At 67.5% G+C, this 20,349-nt stretch carries 17 protein-coding genes and 1 pseudogene; 3 read left to right on the top strand and 15 right to left on the bottom strand.

From position 1 onward, the window contains the following. Window positions 1-91: 91 nt before the first annotated feature. Genes AC5P7I_RS09720 through AC5P7I_RS09705 form a run of 4 tightly spaced genes read right to left on the bottom strand, consistent with a single transcriptional unit; the run spans window position 92 to window position 3,467 of the window. The gene (locus AC5P7I_RS09720) at window positions 92-676 is read right to left on the bottom strand and encodes a DUF3228 family protein (protein ID WP_014645954.1); all 585 of its coding nucleotides are present in this window, start codon (window positions 674-676) and stop codon (window positions 92-94) included. A 50-nt stretch (window positions 677-726) separates the two neighbouring features. Further along, entirely contained in the window at window positions 727-1,458 is a 732-nt protein-coding gene (locus AC5P7I_RS09715) for a LytR/AlgR family response regulator transcription factor (RefSeq protein WP_495222156.1), read from the bottom strand. Beyond that, entirely contained in the window at window positions 1,455-2,504 is a 1,050-nt protein-coding gene (locus tag AC5P7I_RS09710; protein ID WP_014645952.1) for a sensor histidine kinase, read from the bottom strand. The genes AC5P7I_RS09715 and AC5P7I_RS09710 overlap by 4 nt, the downstream gene beginning before the upstream one ends. A 36-nt stretch (window positions 2,505-2,540) precedes the next feature. After that, the gene (locus AC5P7I_RS09705) at window positions 2,541-3,467 is read right to left on the bottom strand and encodes an alpha/beta fold hydrolase (protein WP_014645951.1); all 927 of its coding nucleotides are present in this window, start codon (window positions 3,465-3,467) and stop codon (window positions 2,541-2,543) included. 203 nt (window positions 3,468-3,670) lie between these two features. Here AC5P7I_RS09705 and metF point away from each other — a divergent pair, with 203 nt between their 5' ends. Both metF and AC5P7I_RS09695 read left to right on the top strand, forming a co-directional pair. Then, entirely contained in the window at window positions 3,671-4,498 is an 828-nt protein-coding gene (gene metF, locus AC5P7I_RS09700; protein WP_014645950.1) for a methylenetetrahydrofolate reductase [NAD(P)H], read from the top strand. Window positions 4,499-4,538: 40 nt separating this feature from the next. After that, window positions 4,539-5,123, top strand: coding sequence for a DUF4124 domain-containing protein (locus AC5P7I_RS09695; RefSeq protein WP_262087887.1), 585 nt, complete (start codon window positions 4,539-4,541; stop codon window positions 5,121-5,123). Window positions 5,124-5,225: 102 nt separating this feature from the next. Here the strand turns inward: AC5P7I_RS09695 and AC5P7I_RS09690 are convergent, their stop codons facing one another. The 3 genes from AC5P7I_RS09690 to AC5P7I_RS09680 all read right to left on the bottom strand — a co-directional run bounded on the left by AC5P7I_RS09690 (window position 5,226) and on the right by AC5P7I_RS09680 (window position 10,258). After that, window positions 5,226-6,179: a Nudix family hydrolase gene (locus tag AC5P7I_RS09690; RefSeq protein ID WP_049406070.1), complete on the bottom strand. Its 954-nt coding sequence runs from the start codon at window positions 6,177-6,179 to the stop codon at window positions 5,226-5,228. 102 nt (window positions 6,180-6,281) lie between these two features. Further along, window positions 6,282-9,014, bottom strand: coding sequence for a preprotein translocase subunit SecA (gene secA, locus AC5P7I_RS09685; protein WP_014645947.1), 2,733 nt, complete (start codon window positions 9,012-9,014; stop codon window positions 6,282-6,284). Between the two features lie 287 nt (window positions 9,015-9,301). Then, a complete protein-coding gene (locus tag AC5P7I_RS09680) occupies window positions 9,302-10,258 on the bottom strand; it encodes a M23 family metallopeptidase (protein WP_014645946.1) in 957 nt (318 codons plus the stop codon). Between the two features lie 12 nt (window positions 10,259-10,270). Here AC5P7I_RS09680 and AC5P7I_RS09675 point away from each other — a divergent pair, with 12 nt between their 5' ends. Continuing rightward, on the top strand, window positions 10,271-10,720 hold the full coding sequence (locus tag AC5P7I_RS09675; protein ID WP_032956682.1) for a DciA family protein: 450 nt from the start codon (window positions 10,271-10,273) through the stop codon (window positions 10,718-10,720). Window positions 10,721-11,001: 281 nt separating this feature from the next. On the opposite strand, the gene lpxC is transcribed toward AC5P7I_RS09675, so the two are convergent. The 8 genes and pseudogenes from lpxC to ftsW form a co-directional block, all read right to left on the bottom strand. Beyond that, on the bottom strand, window positions 11,002-11,913 hold the full coding sequence (gene lpxC / locus AC5P7I_RS09670) for a UDP-3-O-acyl-N-acetylglucosamine deacetylase (RefSeq protein WP_049440195.1): 912 nt from the start codon (window positions 11,911-11,913) through the stop codon (window positions 11,002-11,004). A gap of 205 nt (window positions 11,914-12,118) precedes the next feature. Then, on the bottom strand, window positions 12,119-13,354 hold the full coding sequence (ftsZ, locus tag AC5P7I_RS09665) for a cell division protein FtsZ (protein WP_005415297.1): 1,236 nt from the start codon (window positions 13,352-13,354) through the stop codon (window positions 12,119-12,121). A 170-nt stretch (window positions 13,355-13,524) separates the two neighbouring features. Next, window positions 13,525-14,760, bottom strand: a complete 1,236-nt coding sequence (ftsA, locus tag AC5P7I_RS09660; RefSeq protein ID WP_005408083.1) for a cell division protein FtsA — start codon at window positions 14,758-14,760, stop codon at window positions 13,525-13,527. Between the two features lie 68 nt (window positions 14,761-14,828). Next, a pseudogene (locus AC5P7I_RS09655) lies at window positions 14,829-15,506 on the bottom strand (cell division protein FtsQ/DivIB); the annotation flags it as partial. Next, window positions 15,503-16,465: a D-alanine--D-alanine ligase gene (locus AC5P7I_RS09650; RefSeq protein ID WP_014645943.1), complete on the bottom strand. Its 963-nt coding sequence runs from the start codon at window positions 16,463-16,465 to the stop codon at window positions 15,503-15,505. The gene AC5P7I_RS09650 and the pseudogene AC5P7I_RS09655, both read right to left, overlap by 4 nt. Beyond that, the gene (gene murC, locus AC5P7I_RS09645; protein ID WP_014645942.1) at window positions 16,462-17,898 is read right to left on the bottom strand and encodes a UDP-N-acetylmuramate--L-alanine ligase; all 1,437 of its coding nucleotides are present in this window, start codon (window positions 17,896-17,898) and stop codon (window positions 16,462-16,464) included. The genes AC5P7I_RS09650 and murC overlap by 4 nt, the downstream gene beginning before the upstream one ends. Before the next feature lie 40 nt (window positions 17,899-17,938). Further along, a complete protein-coding gene (gene murG, locus AC5P7I_RS09640; protein ID WP_049406067.1) occupies window positions 17,939-19,027 on the bottom strand; it encodes an undecaprenyldiphospho-muramoylpentapeptide beta-N-acetylglucosaminyltransferase in 1,089 nt (362 codons plus the stop codon). Then, window positions 19,024-20,349, bottom strand: a complete 1,326-nt coding sequence (gene ftsW, locus AC5P7I_RS09635) for a putative lipid II flippase FtsW (protein ID WP_014645940.1) — start codon at window positions 20,347-20,349, stop codon at window positions 19,024-19,026. The genes murG and ftsW overlap by 4 nt, the downstream gene beginning before the upstream one ends.

Raw genomic sequence — 20,349 nt, 5'->3', positions numbered from 1 at the left:
CCTTGGGTTTGCCTGGCCCGATCATAGCGCGCGCCTGGGGTCGGATCCCCTCCTCAGGGAAAGGCTTCGACCGGGGGCTCGAATGATCGGGTCAGAGCCCTGCGATGCGGGGATCCGACCCCGGCCGCCAGTTGGCGTTGTTCTCCCAGAACTCCACCGAGCGCCGGTAGGCCTCCTTGTCCAATGGCACGCCGGAACCGCCCTCCTCCACGCCCAGCGCATTGCGCATCATGGTGATCGGCGCCATCGGCACTTCTTCCGGTTCGGCGGTATAGATGCAGCCGACGATGCCCCAGTCGGCTTCGATCGGTGAGCCTTCCCTGGCCAGCTGCTCGGCGTTGTACAGGATCACCACCAGGTAGTTCGCGCGCGGCGACTCCACGCCCTCGAACCAGCGCACCAGTACCGGCAGTTCCTCGCGGTTGCGCGCTTCGTAGCCGCTGCGCAGCTGGTGGCGGTTGGCCTCGGTGACCGGCACCGTCAGGCAGCGCGTGCTGGTCCAGTTCTCGTAGACGAACAACTTGCAGAACGGGGCGTAGCCGTCGAGCACCTTCAGCGGCGCGTGCGCATTGAGGTGTGCCTCGAACTGCTCGGCAGTGCAGTCCTGGATGGTATTGCCGCGTGGCACGCGCGGGAACAGGCGGGGACGGGCGAAATCGGTGAGGACGATGGACATGGCGCGGCGTGATCTGGGAATCCGCTGCACAGGGTAACCGCTGGCAGCACCTACAACGCCATCCGCTCGCGCAGCTCGCGTGCCTGCCGCCGCGATACCTCCACCTCGCTGCCATCATCCAGCGTCAGGTCATAGCCGTCGCCGATGCTGGGCGACACCCCACGGATACGGCGCAGGTTGACCAGTGTGTTGCGGTTGGCGCGGAAGAAAAGATCCGGCGGCAGGCGTGCTTCCAGCGCGCTCAGGCTGCGGGTCAGCAGTGCGTTCTGGTCGCGGAACCACAGCCGCGTGTAGTTGCCATCCACCACCAGCCGACGGATCTCGGAGACTGCCACGAACCAGCAGCGTTGACCCTCGCGCACGAACACCTGGTCGTGCGCGCCCAGCGTGCCGCGCGATTCCGGCACGTCGGCCGCAACCGCCTCGCACTGCCGCGCCCGCTCGAGCGCTTCCAGCAGCCGCGGCGCCTCCACCGGCTTCACCAGGTAGTCCAGCGCGTTGGCCTGGAACGCACGCACCGCATAGGTGTCGTAGGCGGTGACGAAGACCACGGCCGGCACCGTGTCCAGGCCGTCCAGCACGTCGAAACCACTGCCGGAGGGCATCTGCACATCCAGCAGCACCAGGTCCGGTGCCAGCGTGGTGATCGCCTCGCGTGCGGCGGGCACGTCGTCGGCCTCGCCCACGCACTGCACCCACGGCAGCGCCGACAGCAGCGTGCGCAGCTCCTGCCGGGCCAGCCGTGCGTCATCGACGATCAACACGCGCAGCATGCCAGTCATTGCGGAATCTCCAGCAGGGCCTGCATGCGGTCACCGGCCGGTTGCAGCACGAATCGGCCACGCATGCCCAGCTGCGCACGCAGGTAGGCCAGGCCGACGCCATGGCCATGGGTGGGTTCGCTGCCGGTTGGAAGTGGATTGTCCACCTGCAACCGCAGCACGTCATTGTCCAGCGTGGCGCGGATCTGCACCTCGCCGCCGCCGGGACGGCTGGCGATACCGTGCTTGATCGCGTTCTCCACCAGCAACTGCAACGCCATCGCCGGCAGCTGCGCCTGCGTGGCATCGGCATCGATCTGCTGCCGCACCTGCAGGCGCTGTTCGAAATGGACCGCCTCGATGGCCAGGTAATCATCGACCACCGCCAGTTCCTCGGCCAGCGTGACCTGCTCGCTGCGGTTGTGGGCGAGCGCCTGGCGCAGCGTGCGCGACAGGCGGGTGACCATGTCACGGGCCCGTTCCGGGTCTTCCAGGATCAGCGCACGCAGGTTGTTCAGCGCATTGAACATGAAATGCGGATTGAGCCGCGCACGCAGTGCGTCACGTTCCAGCGCACTGCGTTCGGCTTCGGCGCGCAGGCGTGCCAGCTCGCTGTAGCGTGCCCGCCGCAGGCCGTGCAGGCCCGCCCACAAACCGGTCCACACCAGCAGGAACAACGCGGTGTTCATCCAGTACAGCAGCACCGAAGACCACTGGTAATCCGCATGGCCGCCAGGCAGCTGCACCCAACCCAGCGCCAGCGCCGGCAGCAGCAGCGCCGCCGTTACCGCCTGTGCGACGCTGGCCCCGAGCACCACGCCGGCAGCCAGTTTCAGCACCAGGCTGCCCAGGCTGCCCTCCCACCAGCGCTGGCGCAGTGCAACCGAACGCAATGCGCCGCTGCACAGCCAGAGTGAGACCGCCACGCTGACGGTGATCAGCACGATGCCACTGAACACGATGCCGCCACCGATCCGCATGCCGACCCACAGCCCGTACAGCGCATAGCCGGCCCATGCCAGTGCATTGAGCGTCCAGAAACGGCGGGAAGGCGTGGTGGCGTCCATGCGGGCTCTCGGCGGTGGCAGGAGGGCGGACAAGGGTCAGGGATGCGCGGCGAGGAATCGCTGCACCTGTTCCTGCAACCAGCGCGGATCATCCCACATCAGGAAGTGGAAACCCTGCGCGCTCATCGCGATCTGCACGCCCTGCAGGTTCGCGTACTGGGCCTGGAACACCGCACGCGTGCCGTCCTCGGTGCCGCCCATCGGCTGGTAGCCGGCCCAGCTGCCGAGCACCAGCGTCGGCGCGGTGATCGAAGCGATGCTGTCGCGCAGGTCGGTGGTCATCACCGCATGCATCGCATCGGCCGTGGTCTGGCGGTCGCTGGCTTCGCCCCAGCGGCCCAGTTCGGCCTGGCGCCGCGGATCGCGGGTCATGCCCGGCAGGCCCGCCTTCAACTGCGCCTGCCATTGCGCGGCGTCGGCGGCCAGCATGCCCTTGCGCAGCTGGTCGGCCATCGGCCGCACGCTGTCAGCGGTGGCACTCGGGTCGCGCGCCGCCGGCAGGAACGGCAGGGCATCGACCACCACCAGTGCGCTGATCGCCTTCGGCTCGGCCTGCGCCATCTGCAGGCCCAGCACGCCACCGAGGCTGTGGCCGACCACCACCACCGGCCCCAGGTGCTGGTCATGCAGGTAGGCCAGCAGCTGCCCGCGCATCGCCGGCAGGAAGCCGGCCGGGCGCGGGTCGGCCGCTGCCGCGCCAGCAAAGCCCGGCAACTGCACCAGGTGGCACTGCACGTCCTTCAGGGCCAGGCAGGTCTCGCGCCAGGCCTCGGCGCTGCTGTTGAGGCCGGGGATCATCAGCAGCGGTCGCCCCATGCCGACCACCTCGACCTGTACCTTGCCAGCGGTCGAGCCGGTGGCGGCATGCGCGGAACCGGAGCCGAGCACGGCCATCGCCATGCCGATCATCGCCAGCCGGGCCAGGGCCTTCATCGCGTACCAGAGTGCCAGGAAGATCTTCATCGTGTGCTCCTTCATCAGGTGGGGGGTGCCGGGATGGGAGCAGCGTGCGCCCGGCTACGGCAGCCAGGTTGCGATTCCGGAGCAACGGCCGCAGACCCGGGCAAACGGTCGCCGGCGGCGGACGGTGCCAGTCCATGCAGCCAACTAACATCCATCTTGATGAAGCGATATACTGACCCGCACCCGCCGCTGCCGCCCGTGCCATGACCGCCATCAGCTTCGAGTTCTATCCGCCCAAGACCGACGAACAGCGCAGCCAGCTGGACCGCGCCGCGGCCAGGCTGAAGGACTACGACCCCGAGTACGTGTCCTGTACCTTCGGCGCCGGTGGCTCGACCCTGAGCTATACCTCCGAGACCGTGCGCCACCTCAACCAGCACCACGGCTTCGAGGCAGCACCGCACCTGTCCTGTGTCGGCGGCACCCGCCAGGAAATCCGCGAACTGCTCAAGCTGTACCGCGCCATCGGCTGCCATCGCCTGGTCGCGCTGCGCGGCGACCTGCCCTCCGGCATGGGCTTCCCCGGTGACATGCGCTACGCCGCCGAGCTGATCGACTTCATCCGCGCCGAACACGGCACCGCCTTCCGCATCGAAGTCGGTGCCTATCCGGAGACCCATCCACAGGCCTCCGATGCACTGGCCGACCTGAAGCACTTCAAGGCCAAGATCGATGCCGGCGCCGACGCGGCGATCACCCAGTATTTCTACAACCCGGATGCGTACTTCCACTTCGTCGATGCCGTGCGCCGGCTCGGCGTGCAGGTGCCGATCACGCCCGGCATCATGCCGATCGCCAACTTCAGCCAGCTGCGCCGCTTCTCCGAGCAATGCGGTGCGGAGATCCCGCGCTGGATCAGCCGCAAGATGCAGGCCTATGGCGATGACGCCGAATCGGTGCGGGCGTTCGGTACCGAAGTGGTGGCCAAACTGTGCCAGCGCCTGATCGAGGGCGGCGCGCCGGGCCTGCACTTCTACACCTTGAACCTGGCCAAGCCGACCACGTCGGTGTTGAAGCTGCTGCACGGCTGAAAGCACGCCATGCCACCGCGATCGGCGCTACCCTGCGCCGATGAACCGGTTTTCCTTCCTGCTGTTGCTGCTGTCGTTGTGTTCGGTATCGAGCATTGTCCATGCGCAGTCCCCGCGCTTGAACCGCTGCACCGATGCGCAGGGGCAGAGCGTGTATACCGACCGCCCCTGCGACAGCGTTGGCGCCCGGTCGCGATTGCCACCGCCCGCGCCCACCGGCAGCACCCTGCCACGCGACACCCTGGGTGCGCGCTGCCCACGACGCCTGAGCGAGCTGGTGGACGCACTGCGCACCGGCATCGTCAGCAACGATGTGAACCGGCTGTCCTCGCTGTACCTGTGGGGTGCGGTCTCCGATGCCGGCGCGCAGCGCATCCTCGGCCAGTTGGAATCCTTGGCACGGCGGCCACTGGTGGACGTGGTGCCGGTGTATCCGCCACAGGGGCTGGCGCCCTCGCAGGAAGAGGGTCAGAGCCCTGCGGCGCAGGAATCCGACCCTGAGCCGCCAGCGCCACGGCATCCGGTCGGCCTGCGCCTGGAGCAGACGCTGCCCGGCAGCGCGTCGCGAGCGTCCACGGTGCTGGGATTGCGGCGGCAATACGGATGCTTCTGGATCACGTTGTGATCGGGAGGGGTCGGATCCCTTCCAGCGGAAAGGGCTCCGACCCCAGATTGCCGCGATGGGGTCAGAGCCCTGCTGCGCAGGGATCTGACCCTGCATGCCGGCTCACGCCGGCCACAGCCCACGAATCGCAGCGATGCCCTGCCCGCCATGCCGACGCGCTTCGGCGATATGGCCGGCGGCCATGCCGCCCAACGCGTAGATCGGCAGCGATACCTGCGCGCGCAGCGCAGCGAAGGCCTCCCAGCCCAGCGGCACCGCCCCGGGATGGCTGGCCGTGGCCTGCACCGGGCCGAGCACCGCGAAGTCGCAGCCCAGCTGCTGCGCCGCCTGCAGCTGCTCCAGGTCGTGGCAGGACGCGGCGACCAGCTGTCCTTCCGGCAAGGGCCGCTCCTGCAGGGCCAGCAACTGCTCGCTGCCCAGGTGCACGCCCACGCCCAGTGTGCGGGCCAACGCGACATCGCGGTTGAGCAGCCACTGCACGCCGCGACGATGCGCGCGCACGGCCTGTTCGATCATCGCCTGCCGTTGCGGATGCTCCGGCGGCAGGCGCAGCTGGATGCGCTGCTGGCCCGCCGCCACTGCCTGCTGCAGCCGTTCATGCCAGTGCTGCACGCCGCCGGCATCTTCGGCCGGCGCCGGCGTGATGAGGTAGCGATCCGGTTGGCGCAGTGCGGCCACCACCGGCAGGTCGGCCGGCGGCATGGAATAGCGGCCCAGCTTGTCCTGCGCCACCCAGGTGATCGCCTGGCCCTCGCGCCCGCGCGGTGTGCCCTTCCAGCTGCGCACGTGGCGCACTTCCAGGGTCAGGTGCTTGTCCGGATAGCGCTGCGGCACATCCATCAGCCAGGGCCCGACATCGGCCTCGATGCCCAGCTCTTCGCGCAGTTCACGCACCAGCGCCTGTTCGGAGGTCTCGCCGGATTCGCGCTTGCCGCCGGGGAACTCCCACAGGCCAGCCATGTCGCGGTTCTCGGTACGGCGGTTGAGCAGCACGCGGCCACGGGCGTCGGTGATGACGGCGGCCACGACATGGATCGATCGGGTGGGAGAAACCATGGGGCCAGCATGCCCAGAACAGGGCGGCCAGCGCAATCACGAATCCGCGCCGGATCGCCCGCGCCAAAGCAGAAGGCCCCGCTTGCGCGGGGCCTTCCGGGGTCAGCTCAGCTGGCCGTGGCAGTGCTTGTACTTCTTGCCACTGCCGCACGGGCACGGATCATTGCGGCCGATCTTCGGCTCGTCGCGCTGCAGCGTGGCCACGCCCTGCTGGGCGGCTTCGACCTGCGCGGCTTCCTCGTCGGCGCTGTAACCGCCGGCATCCTGGTGCTGGAACTGCGACTGGCTCAGGCGCGCCTGCGCCTGCTGGCGCTCGGCCGCTTCCAGCGCCTGCACTTCCTCGTCGCTGCGGATGCGCACGCGGGCCAGCAGGGTCACCACTTCGCGCTTGACGTTCTCCAGCATGTCCGAGAACAGCTCGAAGGCTTCCTTCTTGTATTCCTGCTTCGGCTGCTTCTGCGCGTAACCACGCAGGTAGATGCCCTGGCGCAGGTAATCCATGCGCGCCAGGTGCTCCTTCCAGCTCTGGTCCAGCACGGTCAGCATCACGTGCTTCTCCAGCGCGCGCATGGTTTCTTCGCCCAGGCCGGCTTCCTTCTCGGCGAAGTGCTGGTTGACGCGCTCCTGGACCTTGGTGGCGATGGCCTCGGCGTCCAGTTCTTCGTGTTCCTTGACCAGGTCGGTCAGCGACATCTGCAGGCCGAAGTCCGACTCCAGGGTCGCTTCCAGGCCGCGCAGGTCCCACTGCTCGTCGATCGAGTTCGGCGGCACGAAGCGCGCCACGATGTCGAAGATCACGTCGTCGCGGATGCCATCGACATTCGCCTTCACCGACTCGGCATCCAGCAGCTCGTCGCGCTGGGCATAGATCACCTTGCGCTGGTCGTTGTTGACGTCGTCGAAGTCCAGCAGGTTCTTGCGGATGTCGAAGTTGTGGGCCTCGACCTTGCGCTGCGCCTTTTCGATCTGGCGGCTGACCAGGCGGTCCTCGATGACGTCGTCTTCCTTCATGCCCATCATGCGCATGGCCTTCTGCACCCAGTCGGAGGCGAAGATGCGCATCAGGTTGTCTTCCAGCGACAGGTAGAAGCGGGACGAACCCGGGTCACCCTGGCGGCCCGAACGGCCGCGCAGCTGGTTGTCGATACGACGCGATTCGTGGCGCTCGGTGCCGACGATGTGCAGGCCGCCCGCCGCCTTCACTGCCTCGTGGCGCTTCTGCCATTCGGCCTTGACCGCCGCCTTCTGCTCGTCGGTCGCGTCCTCGCCCAGGGCGTGGATCTCGGCTTCCAGCGAACCGCCCAGCACGATGTCGGTACCGCGGCCGGCCATGTTGGTGGCGATGGTCACTGCGCCCGGGCGGCCAGCGTTGGCGACGATGGTCGCTTCGCGGTCATGCTGCTTGGCGTTGAGCACTTCGTGCTTCACGCCGGCCTTGCTCAGGTGCTCGGACAGCATTTCCGAGGTTTCGATCGAGGTGGTACCCACCAGCACCGGCTGGCCGCGCTTGGCGCACTCTTCGATGTCGGCCAGCACCGCATTGAACTTGCCCTTGCGGTTGAGGAACACCTGGTCCGGACTGTCCTTGCGGATGGTCGGGCGGTTGGTCGGGATCACCACCACTTCCAGGCCGTAGATGCTCTGGAACTCGAATGCTTCGGTATCGGCCGTACCGGTCATGCCGGACAGCTTCTTGTACATGCGGAACAGGTTCTGGAAGGTGATGCTGGCCAGCGTCTGGTTCTCGCGCTGGACCGGCACGCCTTCCTTCGCTTCCACCGCCTGGTGCAGGCCATCGGACCAGCGGCGGCCGGCCAGGGTGCGGCCGGTGAATTCATCGACGATGACCACTTCGCCGTCGCGCACGATGTAGTCCACGTCACGCTGGTAGATCGCGTGCGCGCGCAGGGCGGCGTTGAGGTGGTGGACCACGGTCAGGTTCTGCGCCGCGTACAGGCCTTCGGTCTCGCCGTCGAGGATGCCGGCTTCAACCAGCAGCTGCTCGGCGTGCTCCATGCCCGCTTCGGACAGGTGCACCTGCTTGCCCTTCTCGTCGACCCAGAAATCGCCCTCGCCGTCTTCCGCTTCCTGCTTGACCAGGTGCGGCACGACGCGGTTGACGCGGATGTACAGCTCCGGGGAATCATCGGCCGGACCGGAGATGATCAGCGGGGTACGCGCTTCGTCGATCAGGATGGAGTCGACTTCGTCGACGATGGCGTAGTGCAGGCCGCGCTGGTAACGGTCGGCCTTGGACAGCGCCATGTTGTCGCGCAGGTAGTCGAAGCCGAATTCGTTGTTGGTGCCGTAGGTGATGTCGGCCGCGTAGGCTTCGCGCTTGTCGCTGTGCGGCATGCCCGGGTACACCACGCCCACGCTCAGGCCCAGCCAGTTGTACAGCTTGCCCATCTGCGCGGCGTCGCGGCGGGCCAGGTAGTCGTTCACGGTGACCACGTGCACGCCCTTGCCTTCCAGCGCGTTGAGGTACACCGGCAGGGTCGCCACCAGGGTCTTGCCTTCACCGGTGCGCATTTCTGCGATCTTGCCCAGGTGAAGCACCATGCCGCCGATCAGCTGCACGTCGTAGTGGCGCATGCCCAGCACGCGGCGGCCGGCTTCGCGGCAGACCGCGAACGCTTCCGGCAGCACCTTGTCCAGGGCTTCACCGCCGGCGATGCGCTGCTTGAACTCCGGCGTCTTGGCCTGAAGCTGCTCGTCGGAAAGCTTCTCGATCTCCGGCTCCAGCGCATTGATCTTGGCGACGATGCGGTTGAGCTGGCGCAGCTGTCGTTCGTTACGACTGCCAAATACGCGGGTAAGCAGGCTGTTGATCATTGAAGGAACCGGGTTGGATGGACACGACGCCCGGCCTCCCCCTTGGGATCCGTCCGCCGCAAACGAAACAGGGCGCCTGGCGCCCTGTCGATGGCAACACCCATTGTAGCTTGGGACGGGCGGCTGAGGTTTCAAGCGCCAATCCGGTCGCAATCGCCCCGGATTCGGCAAAGAAACACGGATGCGGGGTCGGACCCCTTTCGCCATGGCGAAAGGGCTCTGACCCCAGCCCTCAACCGAATCGGGTCAGAGCCCTTCCGCGGCGCGGAAGGAATCCGACCCGGGCATCAGCCGCGGCTGACGCGGCCGACCGGCGTGTTGCCGCCGTCGCCGAGGAACTTGCGCGGGTTGACCACGTTGCCGTTCTCCCACACCTCGAAGTGCACGTGGGCACCGGTCGAACGGCCGGTGGAACCGGCCTTGGCCACTTCCTGGCCGGCGCGGACCAGGTCACCGGCCTTCACCACCAGGCGCGAATTGTGCGCGTAGCGGGTGACATAGCCGTTACCGTGGTCGACATCGACGACGTTGCCATAGCCGCCCTTCACACCGGCGAAGCTGACCACGCCTTCGGCCACGGCCATCACCGGGTCACCGACCTTGGCGTGGAAGTCCATGCCCTTGTGGGTGGCGGCGCCGCGGCCGAACGGGTCGGCACGGGTGCCGAAGCCGGAGGTCACGTAGCTGTTGCGGATCGGCATGCGCGACGGCACGGCGTTCTGCTGCAGCTGGTGGTCGAACATCAGCGATTCCATCACCGACAACTGGCGGCCTGAAGCAGCGAAGCGCTGCTCCAGCACCTGTAAGTCGGCGTTGACGTCCTTGACCGGGATGTCGCTGGTCGGGCCGCCGGCGTCGCCATCACCGAGGCCGGGGGTCTCGTTGAAGTCGAATTCGCCATCTTCCAGCTTGCCCATCTGGGTCAGCCGTTCGCCGAGGGCGTTCAGGCGGGTGGCCTGCGCCTGCAGCTCGCCGAGGCGGGCGGCCAGCGCGTTGACCTGGGTCTGCGCATCGCGCTTGACCTTGGCCAGCTCCGCATCCTGGCGCTCGACCTTGGCCTGCAGGCGCGAATCATTCAGCGCACTGGCGCCAATGCCGCCGGCAAGGCCGATAATGCAGCCTACCCCGAGCACGCTGCCCAGCAGGGCGCGGGGGCGGTCCTCGAAATAGAACCGCAAACGCGTGATCGGCGACGCCTTGGCCTGTCCTTCACGCGTTTTGATTACGATCTTTTTGAATGCCATCAGTGAGTTTTCATGTCTGAGCCGAAATCCAGCGTTCGCCCCGCGTCAGTGCCGAAACCGGCGCTGGATGCGGTAATGGCGGACAAAAGCGGGAACCCGCTGCGTCGGGCCTTGTGGCTCGACGCGCTGGACCGGCAGTTGCGCCCCCAGTTGCCGCCACCTCTGCGCAGCCGCTGCCGGCTGGCCAATGTGGACGGGGAACACCTCGTTTTTCTCGTCGAGTCCCCGGTCTGGCATGCCAAGTTGCGGCTTGCCGAAGCCCAGTTGCTCGACGCGGCCCGTTCCATCGGGCTGAAGGCCACCAGGGTGACCATCAAGACTGCGTCCACCACTCCCTCACGCTCCCCAGCGATCGACAACCGGAATGGCCCCCACGCAGTTTCAGCCGCCACGCACAAAGGGCTACGCGACGCCTTGGCTTGCCTGCAGGACGTTCCCTCGAAGCCGAAGAAGCGATCCTGATGGCAACGGAGCATCCGGCTCCGCTCCCCGTCGCGCGTGTCACCACGGCGTGAAACATTTCGGGGGCCGGGTCGCATCCTAGCGGCCATCCGGAGGCCTGTCGTTAGATTGAAGTTAAAACTTCGTTAAATTCAGGCTTCCGATCCAACAGGTTCACAAAACCGTGACCTTGAACCGGCCTTGACGCCTTTCAAGCACGCTGAATGCGCCGCAAGCGCCGGAAACAACGACGCCGCCCTGGAAGGCGGCGTTTTTATCTTGAAATTCAACGATCTACGGAATCAGGCGTAGGCCGGGGTGGCATATTCCACCGGATCCGGGGTGGTCGGCGAGTCGAAGCTGACCCATTCCCAGGCGCTGGCGTCGGCCATCAGGGCCCGCACCAGCTTGTTGTTGAGCGCGTGGCCGGACTTGAAGCCCTCGTAGGCGCCCAGCACCTGGCCACCGGCCAGGTAGAGGTCGCCAATGGCGTCAAGGATCTTGTGGCGCACGAACTCGTCGGCGTAGCGCAGGCCGTCTTCGTTGAGCACGCGGAACTCGTCCAGCACGATGGCGTTGTCCATCGAACCGCCCAGGCCCAGGTTGCGCTCGCGCATGTATTCCAGGTCGCGCATGAAACCGAAGGTGCGCGCGCGGGAGATTTCCTTGGTGTAGGCCAGCGTCGAGAACTCGATTTCCTGCCGCGACTGCTTGGCCGGGATCATCGGGTGGTCGAACTGGATGGTGAAGCCCAGCTTGTAGCCCTCGTACGGGGTGAAACGGGCCACCTTGTCGCCCTCGGTCACCTCCACGGTCTTGAGCACGCGGATGAAGCGCTTGGGCGCATCCTGTTCGATGATGCCCGCCGACTGCAGCAGGAACACGAACGGGCCGGCCGAACCGTCCATGATCGGCAGCTCGGCCGAGGACAGTTCGACGATGATGTTGTCCACACCCAGGCCGGCCAGCGCCGACATCAGGTGTTCGACGGTCTGGATCTTTGCGTCGTTGCAGGTCAGGCCGGTGCACAGGGTCACTTCGGTGACCAGTTCGGCCTTGGCCGGCACCTCCACCACCGGGTCCAGGTCCACGCGGCGGAACACGATGCCATGGTTGACCGGTGCCGGGCGCAGGGTCATGTAGACCTTGTCACCACTGTGCAGGCCAACGCCGGTGGCGCGGATCGTGTTCTTGAGGGTGCGTTGCTGGATCATGGGGGATGGACCGGAAGTGACACATTAGATTAACACGCGCACTCCCCTACCCCGGCTGAAACGCCAGTTGCAGCCACCGGCAGGATCCACCGGCACGCCGCTGGAAAGCGCGTGAAGCAGGGCGGCCGGGCCCATCCTGGCCCGGCGCCCGCGTTTTCAGGACATGGTGGCGCAACCCGGGGAGGACAACCCCGGGCCGCCCCGCTTAGTCCGCCTGGCGGCGCAGGAACGCCGGGATGTCCAGGTAATCGTTCGGCAGTTCCGCCGCCGCCGGGGCCGAAGCGGCCGGGGCCGAAGGGGCGGAGGCCGCTGCGGTATCGCTGCTGGCGCGACGCAGGCCCAGGCCCATGCCACCCACCGCCTTGGAGACGGCATCGCCGCCGTTGTCGAACTCGCCGAACTCCGGCTGGCCGGTGGTGGCGTTGCGGACCAGCTTGATCGGCGCACGCTCGCCCGGACGCTGGGTCTTGCTGGCCGAGACGCGGTTCAGGCCGGTGGCCACCACGGTCACGCGCACTTCGTCCTGCATGTCCGGATCGAGCACGGTGCCGACCACCACGGTGGCATCTTCGGAAGCGAAGCCATCGATGGTGCGGCCGATCTCGTCGAACTCGGCCATGGTGAAATCGGCGCCGGCGGTGATGTTGACCAGGATGCCGTTGGCACCAGCCAGGTTCACATCGTCCAGCAGCGGGTTCTGGATCGCCGATTCGGCAGCGGCCTGGGCGCGGTCATCGCCACGGGCGGTGCCGGTACCCATCATCGCCAGGCCCATTTCGGACATGACGGTGCGCACGTCGGCGAAGTCGACGTTGATCAGGCCCGGACGCACGATCAGGTCGGCGATGCCCTGCACGGCGCCCTGCAGCACGTCGTTGGCAGCGCGGAAGGCCTGGATCATGGTCGCGTTGCGACCCAGCACGGTGATCAGCTTCTCGTTCGGGATGGTGATCAGCGAGTCGCAGTGCTGGCTCAGTTCCTCGATGCCCTTCAGCGCCACCTGCATGCGGCGACGGCCTTCGAACGGGAACGGCTTGGTGACCACGGCCACGGTCAGGATGCCCATTTCCTTGGCCAGCTGTGCCACCACCGGCGCAGCGCCGGTACCGGTGCCGCCGCCCATGCCGGCGGTGATGAACACCATGTCGGCGCCCTGCAGCGCGTCCATGATGCGCTCACGGTCTTCCAGCGCGGCCTGGCGGCCGACTTCCGGGTTCGCGCCTGCGCCCAGGCCCTTGGTCACGTTGGTACCCAGCTGCAGCTGCAGCTTGGCACCACAATTCTTGATGGCCTGCGAGTCGGTGTTGGCAGTGATGAATTCCACGCCATCCACCGCCGAGTTGACCATGTGCGCCACGGCATTGCCGCCGCCGCCGCCCACGCCAACCACCTTGATCACCGCATTGGGTGCCATCTTTTCGATCAGTTCAAAATGCGCCATGTCCGTGTCCTCGTTGTATCCGCTTTGGCTGGCATGGGCATTCGGGCGTCCTGCCGTCCTGCTGCATGCCGACGTTGCGGCTGTGTGGGTTGTGTGTAGCCGGTACTGCGTTGTGATGCGGGTACTGCGGGTGTTGCGCCCGGGCGAGGCCCGGGTTTACGGGTTCCGCGTCAGAACTCGCCGCGGAACCAGGTCTTGAGTTTCTTGAACATGCTTCCGGCGCGCCCGGTGGGCAGCGACGGCCGCCGCGGGTGCTCGATCTGGCTGCCCATCAGCAGCAGGCCCACGCCGGTGGCGTGTACCGGGTTGCCGACCACTTCGCCCAGGCCGGTGACGTGCTGCGGGATACCCACGCGCACCGGCATCTGCAGCATTTCCTCGGCCAGTTCGACCACGCCTTCCATCTTCGACGCGCCACCGGTCAGCACCATGCCGGCGCGCACCAGCTCCTCGAAGCCGGAGCGGCGCAGTTCGGCCTGCACCATCTCGAAGATTTCCTCGTAGCGGCCCTGCACGGCCTGCGCCAGCGAATGGCGCGGCATGCGGCGCGGCGGGCGGTCGCCCACCGACGGCACCTGGATGCTCTCCTCGGCCGTGGCCAGCTGGGCCAGGGCGCAGGCATAGCGCACCTTGATCTGCTCGGCTTCCGGGGTCGGCGTGCGCAGCATGTGCGCGATGTCGTTGGTCACGTGGTCGCCGGCGATCGGCAGCGAGGCGGTGTGGCAGATCGCACCCTGCACGAACACCGCGATGTCGGTGGTGCCGGCGCCCATGTCGACCAGCACCACGCCCAGCTCGCGCTCGTCGGCGGTCAGCACCGCCACGCTGGAGGCCAGCGAGGACAGCACCAGGTCGTCCACCTGCAGGCCGCAGCGCTGCACGCACTTGCTGATGTTGGCCGCCGCCGACTGCGCGCACACCACCAGGTGCGCATGCACTTCCAGGCGCACGCCGGTCATGCCGACCGGGTTGCGGATGCCTTCCTGCGAATCGTCCAGCACGTACTCGCGCGGGATCGCGTGGAGGATCTTCTGGTCGGCCGGGATCGCCACCGCCTTGGCCGCGTCGAGCACGCGATCCAGGTCGCCCCAGGTCACTTCACCGTCGCGGATCGGCACGATGCCCGGCGAGTTCTTGCACTGCACGTGGTTGCCGGAAATCGAGGCGTACACCGAACGGATCTCGCAGCCGGCCATCAGCTCGGCTTCTTCCACCGCGCGCTGGATCGACTGCACGGTCGATTCGATGTCCACCACCACGCCGCGCTTCAGCCCGCGCGATTCGTGCGAGCCGATGCCGATCACTTCGATCGGGTTGCCCGGCGAATACTCGCCCACCAGCGCCACCACCTTGGAGGTGCCGATGTCCAGGCCAACGATCAGCGATTTGTCACCCTTGCGATTCATGTCCTTTCCTGCGTGCTTCTGGCCGGGGTCGCCGGCGTTTTCGCCGGCGTGGCCGGGGTACCCCAGCTCAGCGTGAAACCATTGGTGTAACGGAGGTCGGCGCGCTCGATCGGCGCGTCCTGACGGTTGAGCTGCGGCAGTACCTTGACGAAGCGCTGCATGCGCGAGCGCGCGTCGTCGCGGCCGACCACCACTTCGGTGCCGTTGCTCAGCACCAGCGACCAGCTGCCGCGTGCGTCCATCGTCACCCGGCGCACATCGACGCCGGCCGGTGCGAACAATGCACGCGAGTCGCTGTACAGCTTCATCACTTCCGCGGTCTGGCTGTCCGGGCCATCCAGCTCCGGCAGCGCCAGGTCGGACAGCTTCTTCGGCGTGGGGAACAGCTTGCCCTGCTCGGACACCAGGCGGTCGGTACCCCAGCGGGCGAACGGCTTGTGCTCGACCAGGGTCACTTCCAGCACGTCCGGCCACTGCTTGCGGACCTGCGCGCTTTCCACCCACGGCAGCTTCTCCAGGGCGTCCTGCGCGTCCTGCAGCTTGACCGCGAAGAAACCGGCGCGCGCATACGGCAGCAGCACCTGCTGCAGCTGTTCGGCCGGCACCCGCTTGAACTCACCATGCACGCGCAGCTTCGCCAGTGGCCAGCGCTCGGCGCCGACCCAGCCATTGACCACGGCCACCACCGGCAGTGCAACCACCGACAGCGCCAACAGCCAGACGAAGATGCGCAGCACCGCGTTCATGCGTGCGAGGCCTCCAGGGTCTGTTCCAGCACGCGCCACACCAGTTCCTCGAAACCGATGCCGGCCTGGCGGGCCGCCTTGGGCACCAGCGAATGGCTGGTCATGCCCGGCGCGGTGTTCACTTCCAGCAGGAAGAAACGGCCGCTGTCGCGATCGCGCATCACGTCCACGCGGCCCCAGCCACGGCACCCGGCGGCACGGAACGCGGCCAGCGCGATGCGCCGGATGTCCTCTTCGTCGCCACCGTCCAGGCCCGGGCACAGGTACTGGGTGTCCTCGGCGATGTACTTGGCGTTGTAGTCGTACCACTGGCCCTTGGGCACGATGCGGATCGACGGCAGTGCGACGTCGCCAAGGATGGCCACGGTCAATTCGTCGCCGACCACCATCTGCTCCATCAGCAGCTGGCCGTCGTAGCGCGCGGCCAGGGCCACCGCTTCATCCAGCCCGGCGTCATCGGTGACCCGGCTGATGCCCACGCTGGAGCCTTCGTTGGCCGGCTTCACCACCACCGGCAGGCCGAGTTCGGCGGCATTGGCGTGCACGTCCTCGGCAGTGACCTTGCGGTACTGCGGGGTCGGCAGGCCCAGCGACAGCCACACCTGCTTGGTGCGGATCTTGTCCATGCTCAGCGCCGAACCCAGGACGTTCGAGCCGGTGTACGGCACGCCGAAGGCGTCCATCAGGCCCTGCACGATGCCGTCCTCACCGCCACCGTTGTGGCCGTGCAGGATGTTGAAGACGCGATCGATGCCACCGGCGGCGAGCGCGCTGGCGAGCGCCGGAATGCCGTCCACCGCGAACGCATCGACGCCACGCGACTGCAGGGCTTCGAGCACGTTGCGGCCCGAATCCAGCGACACCTCGCGTTCGCTGGAACTGCCGCCCAGCAGCACGGCGACGCGGCCGAACTCGGCCGGGTCGGTCACGCGCAGCGGCGGGAAGGTCAGCGTGCTCACGCCTGGCCCTCCCCCTTGAAACCTTCCACCGCGATATGGGTGGCCACGGCACCGATGTCGCCGGCGCCCATCATCAGCAGCAGGTCACCGTCCTGCAGCACGTCCGGCAGCACGCTGGCCAGCTCGGCGGCCTTGCCCACCACCACCGGCTCACTGCGGCCACGCGCACGGATGGCACGGGCCAGCGCATGCGAGTCGGCGCCGGCAATCGGTTCTTCACCGGCCGGGTAGACCTCGCTCAGCACCAGCGCGTCAACGCTCGACAGCACGGCGGCGAACTTGTCGAACTGGTCGCGGGTACGGCTGTAGCGGTGCGGCTGGAAGGCCACCACCAGGCGCTTGTCGGCCCAGCCACCACGAGCGGCGGCGAACACTGCCTCCAGCTCGCTGGGGTGATGGCCATAGTCGTCGATGATGCGGACCTTGGCGCCACTGGCGGTGGTCACCTCGCCCAGATCGTTGAAGCGACGGCCGACACCGGCGAAGCCCTCCAGCGCGCGTGCGATCGCGTCCGGTGCCACGCCCAGCTGCCAGCCCACCGCAGCGGCGGCCAGCGCGTTGAGCACGTTGTGCCTGCCCGGCAGCGCCAGCACCACTTCCTGGCTGGTGCCCTGCGGCAGGCGCAGGGTGAAGCGCATGCGCGACCCTTCCTGCACCACGTTCTCGGCGCGCACGTCGGCCTGCGGGCTCATGCCGTAGCTCATCACGTGGCGCGGGGTCCTGGCGGCCAGCGCGGCGACTTCCGGATCATCGATGCACAGTACCGCCAGGCCGTAGAACGGCAGGCGCTGCAGGAACTCGGCAAACGCCGCCTGCACGCGGGCGAAATCGTTGCCGTAGTTTTCCAGGTGGTCGGCATCGATGTTCGTGATGATCGACATCAGCGGGTTCAGGCGCAGGAAGCTGCCATCGCTTTCATCGGCCTCGGCCACCAGCCACTGCCCGCCACCCAGCTTGGCGTTGGCACCGGCGGCCAGCAGCTGGCCACCGATCACGAACGTCGGGTCCAGGCCACCTTCGCTCAGCACCGCAGCGGTCAGGCTGGTGGTGGTGGTCTTGCCATGGGTACCGGCCACGGCGATGCCGCGGCGGAAGCGCATCAGCTCGGCCAGCATCGCCGCACGCGGCATGATCGGAATGCGCTGGCTGCGTGCTTCCATCAGTTCCGGGTTGTCTTCGCGGATGGCACTGGAGACCACCACGCAGTCGGTGCCCAGCACGTTGGCCGCGGAGTGGCCGCGCATGATGCGCGCACCCAGGCTGGCCAGGCGGCGGGTCGCAACGTTATCGGCGTTGTCCGAGCCGGACACTTCATAGCCCAGCGTCAGCATCACTTCGGCGATACCGCTCATGCCGGTGCCGCCGATGCCGACGAAATGCACGCGCGGGAACGCGCGCACCAGGTCGTTGGTGTCGTGCAGGCGGCGGATCATGCGCGGCCTCGCGCAGGGCAGGCGCGGTGGCATGCCTTCTTCATACAGCTTCCTCGAGAATGATATCGGCGATGCGCTCGGCGGCATCGACCTTGGCCAGGGCACGCGCGGCTTGCGCCATCTGCATGCGGCGGGCGGGATTTTCGGACAGATCGCGCAGCAGTGCGGCAATGCCGTCGGCCAGCGTTCCGTCCTGCTTCAGCAACACCGCCGCGCCGCGCTCGACCAGGTACTCCGCGTTGCGGGTCTGGTGATCGTCGACGGCAGCGGGGAATGGCACCAGCACGCTGCCGACACCGACCGCGCACAGCTCGGCCAGCGTGGACGCGCCGGCGCGGCAGACAACCAGGTCAGCCCAGGCAAAGGCTTCGGCCATGTCGGCGATGAACGGCGTGATTTCCGCCTGCACACCGGCCTTGGCGTAAGCCTCCACCGCTTCGGCATGCATCTTCTCGCCGCTCTGGTGGCGCACCTGCACCGGCAGGCCGGCGCCCAGCGCGGCAATCGCCTGCGGCACGCCGGTATTGAGGGCACGCGCGCCCTGGCTGCCGCCCACCACCAGCACCCGCAGCGGGCCCTGCCGGTCGGCGAAGCGCTGTTCCGGCGGCGCGATGGCAGCGATTTCCGCGCGCACCGGGTTACCGACGAACTCCTCGCCCTTGGCGAAGGTGCCCGGGAAACCGGTCAGCAGGCGACGCGCATAACGCGACAGGATGCGGTTGGTCAGGCCCGGCGCACGGTTCTGCTCATGCACGATCAGCGGCAGGCCATGCAGGCGCGTGGCCATGCCACCGGGGCCGGAGGCAAAGCCACCGAAAGCGACCACCGCGCGCGGCTGGCGCTGGCGGATGATGAGCCCGGCCGCGCGCAGCGCGCGCATCAGCCGCCACGGCGCCGCCAGCAGGGCCAGCTTGCCCTTGCCGCGCAGGCCAGTGATGGCCAGCGTATCGATGGCGATGTCGTGCTGCGGCACCAGGCGGGTTTCCATCGCACCGTCGGCGCCCATCCAGGTCACCGGCACGCCGCGCTGGCGCAGCACGCGGGCCACGGCCAGGCCGGGGAAGATGTGACCGCCGGTGCCTCCGGCCAGGATCATCACCGGGCGCCCACTCTCGGTGGCTGCACTCATGACAGCCTCCCGAAGGTCGGTTCGATGCGCGACTGCAGGCGGCTGGTGCCACGTGCGGCGCTCGCTGCAGCGGACGCGGGTGCGACCGGCTCGGCACGCATCGGCACGCTGGCGTCCACCGCTGCGGCGGGCTTGTCCATCGGTTCGGCCGCGGCGTCTTCGGCGCCACCGATGCGCACGGCCTGGCGGCGCTCGGCGCGCTTGAGTTCATACGACACGCGCAGCAGCAGGCCCATCGCCACGCAGGTCATCAGCACCGACGAACCGCCGGAGGAGATCAGCGGCAGGGTCAGGCCCTTGGTCGGCAGGATGCCCAGGTTCACGCCGATCGAGACGAAGGTCTGCATGCTGATCCACAGGCCGATGCCGAAGGCGATGTAGCCGGAGAAGTGGCGCTTCATTTCCACGCAGCGCATGCCCAGCCAGAAGGTGCGGCCGACCAGCAGCGCATACAGCGCCACGATCACGCAGGTACCCAGGAAACCGAATTCCTCGGCGGTGACCGAGAAGATGAAGTCGGTGTGCGCTTCGGGCAGGTAGTACAGCTTCTGCACGGAGTTGCCCAAGCCGACGCCGGTCCATTCACCACGGCCCACCGCCATCAGCGCGTTGGACAGCTGGTAGCCGTCGCCCTGCTGGTCGGCCCACGGGTCCAGGAAGGAGGTGATGCGGCGCATGCGGTACGGCTCGATGATCGCCAGCGCGCTCATGCCGACCAGGCCGATGATCACCGGCATCGACATGCGCGGCATGTTCACCCCGCCCAGCACCAGCATGCCGGCGGTGATCGCCAGCAGCAGGGTCGAGGAACCGAAGTCCGGCTGCAGCAGCAGCAGCACCACCAGCGCACCGGCCACGCCCAGCGGCTTGAGCATTGCCGGCCAGGTCGCATTGACCTCGTCGCGGAAACGCACCAGGTAGCTCGACAGCCAGACGATGTAGAGCACTTTCACCGCTTCGACCGTCTGGAACTTGGAAATGCCCAGGTTGATCCAGCGGCGCGCACCGTTGACCGTGCTGCCCAGTCCCGGTGCGAACACCGCCAGCAGCAGTACGAAGCAGCCCAGCAGCAGCATCTGGTTGTACTGCTCGATCGACTTCAGCTCGGTGCGGGCGGCAATGACCGCCAGCACGATACCCACCGCCAGGAAGATCAGGTGGCGGTTGAGGTAATAGAACGGGCTGCTCATCAGCGCGATCGAGCTGGAGGCCACCATCACCACGCCGACACCGGTGAGCGCGATGATCGCGCCCAGCAGCCACTTGTCGTAGCTGCCTTCGATGGCTTCAAGGCGTGTTGCCTGGCGGGACAGGTCGTTCAT

It is taken from the genome of Stenotrophomonas sp. YJH_SMC_138 (genome assembly GCF_059369855.1).
The sequence above is the reverse complement of the archived record's forward strand: the minus strand, read 5'-3'. Positions and strand labels throughout refer to the sequence as shown.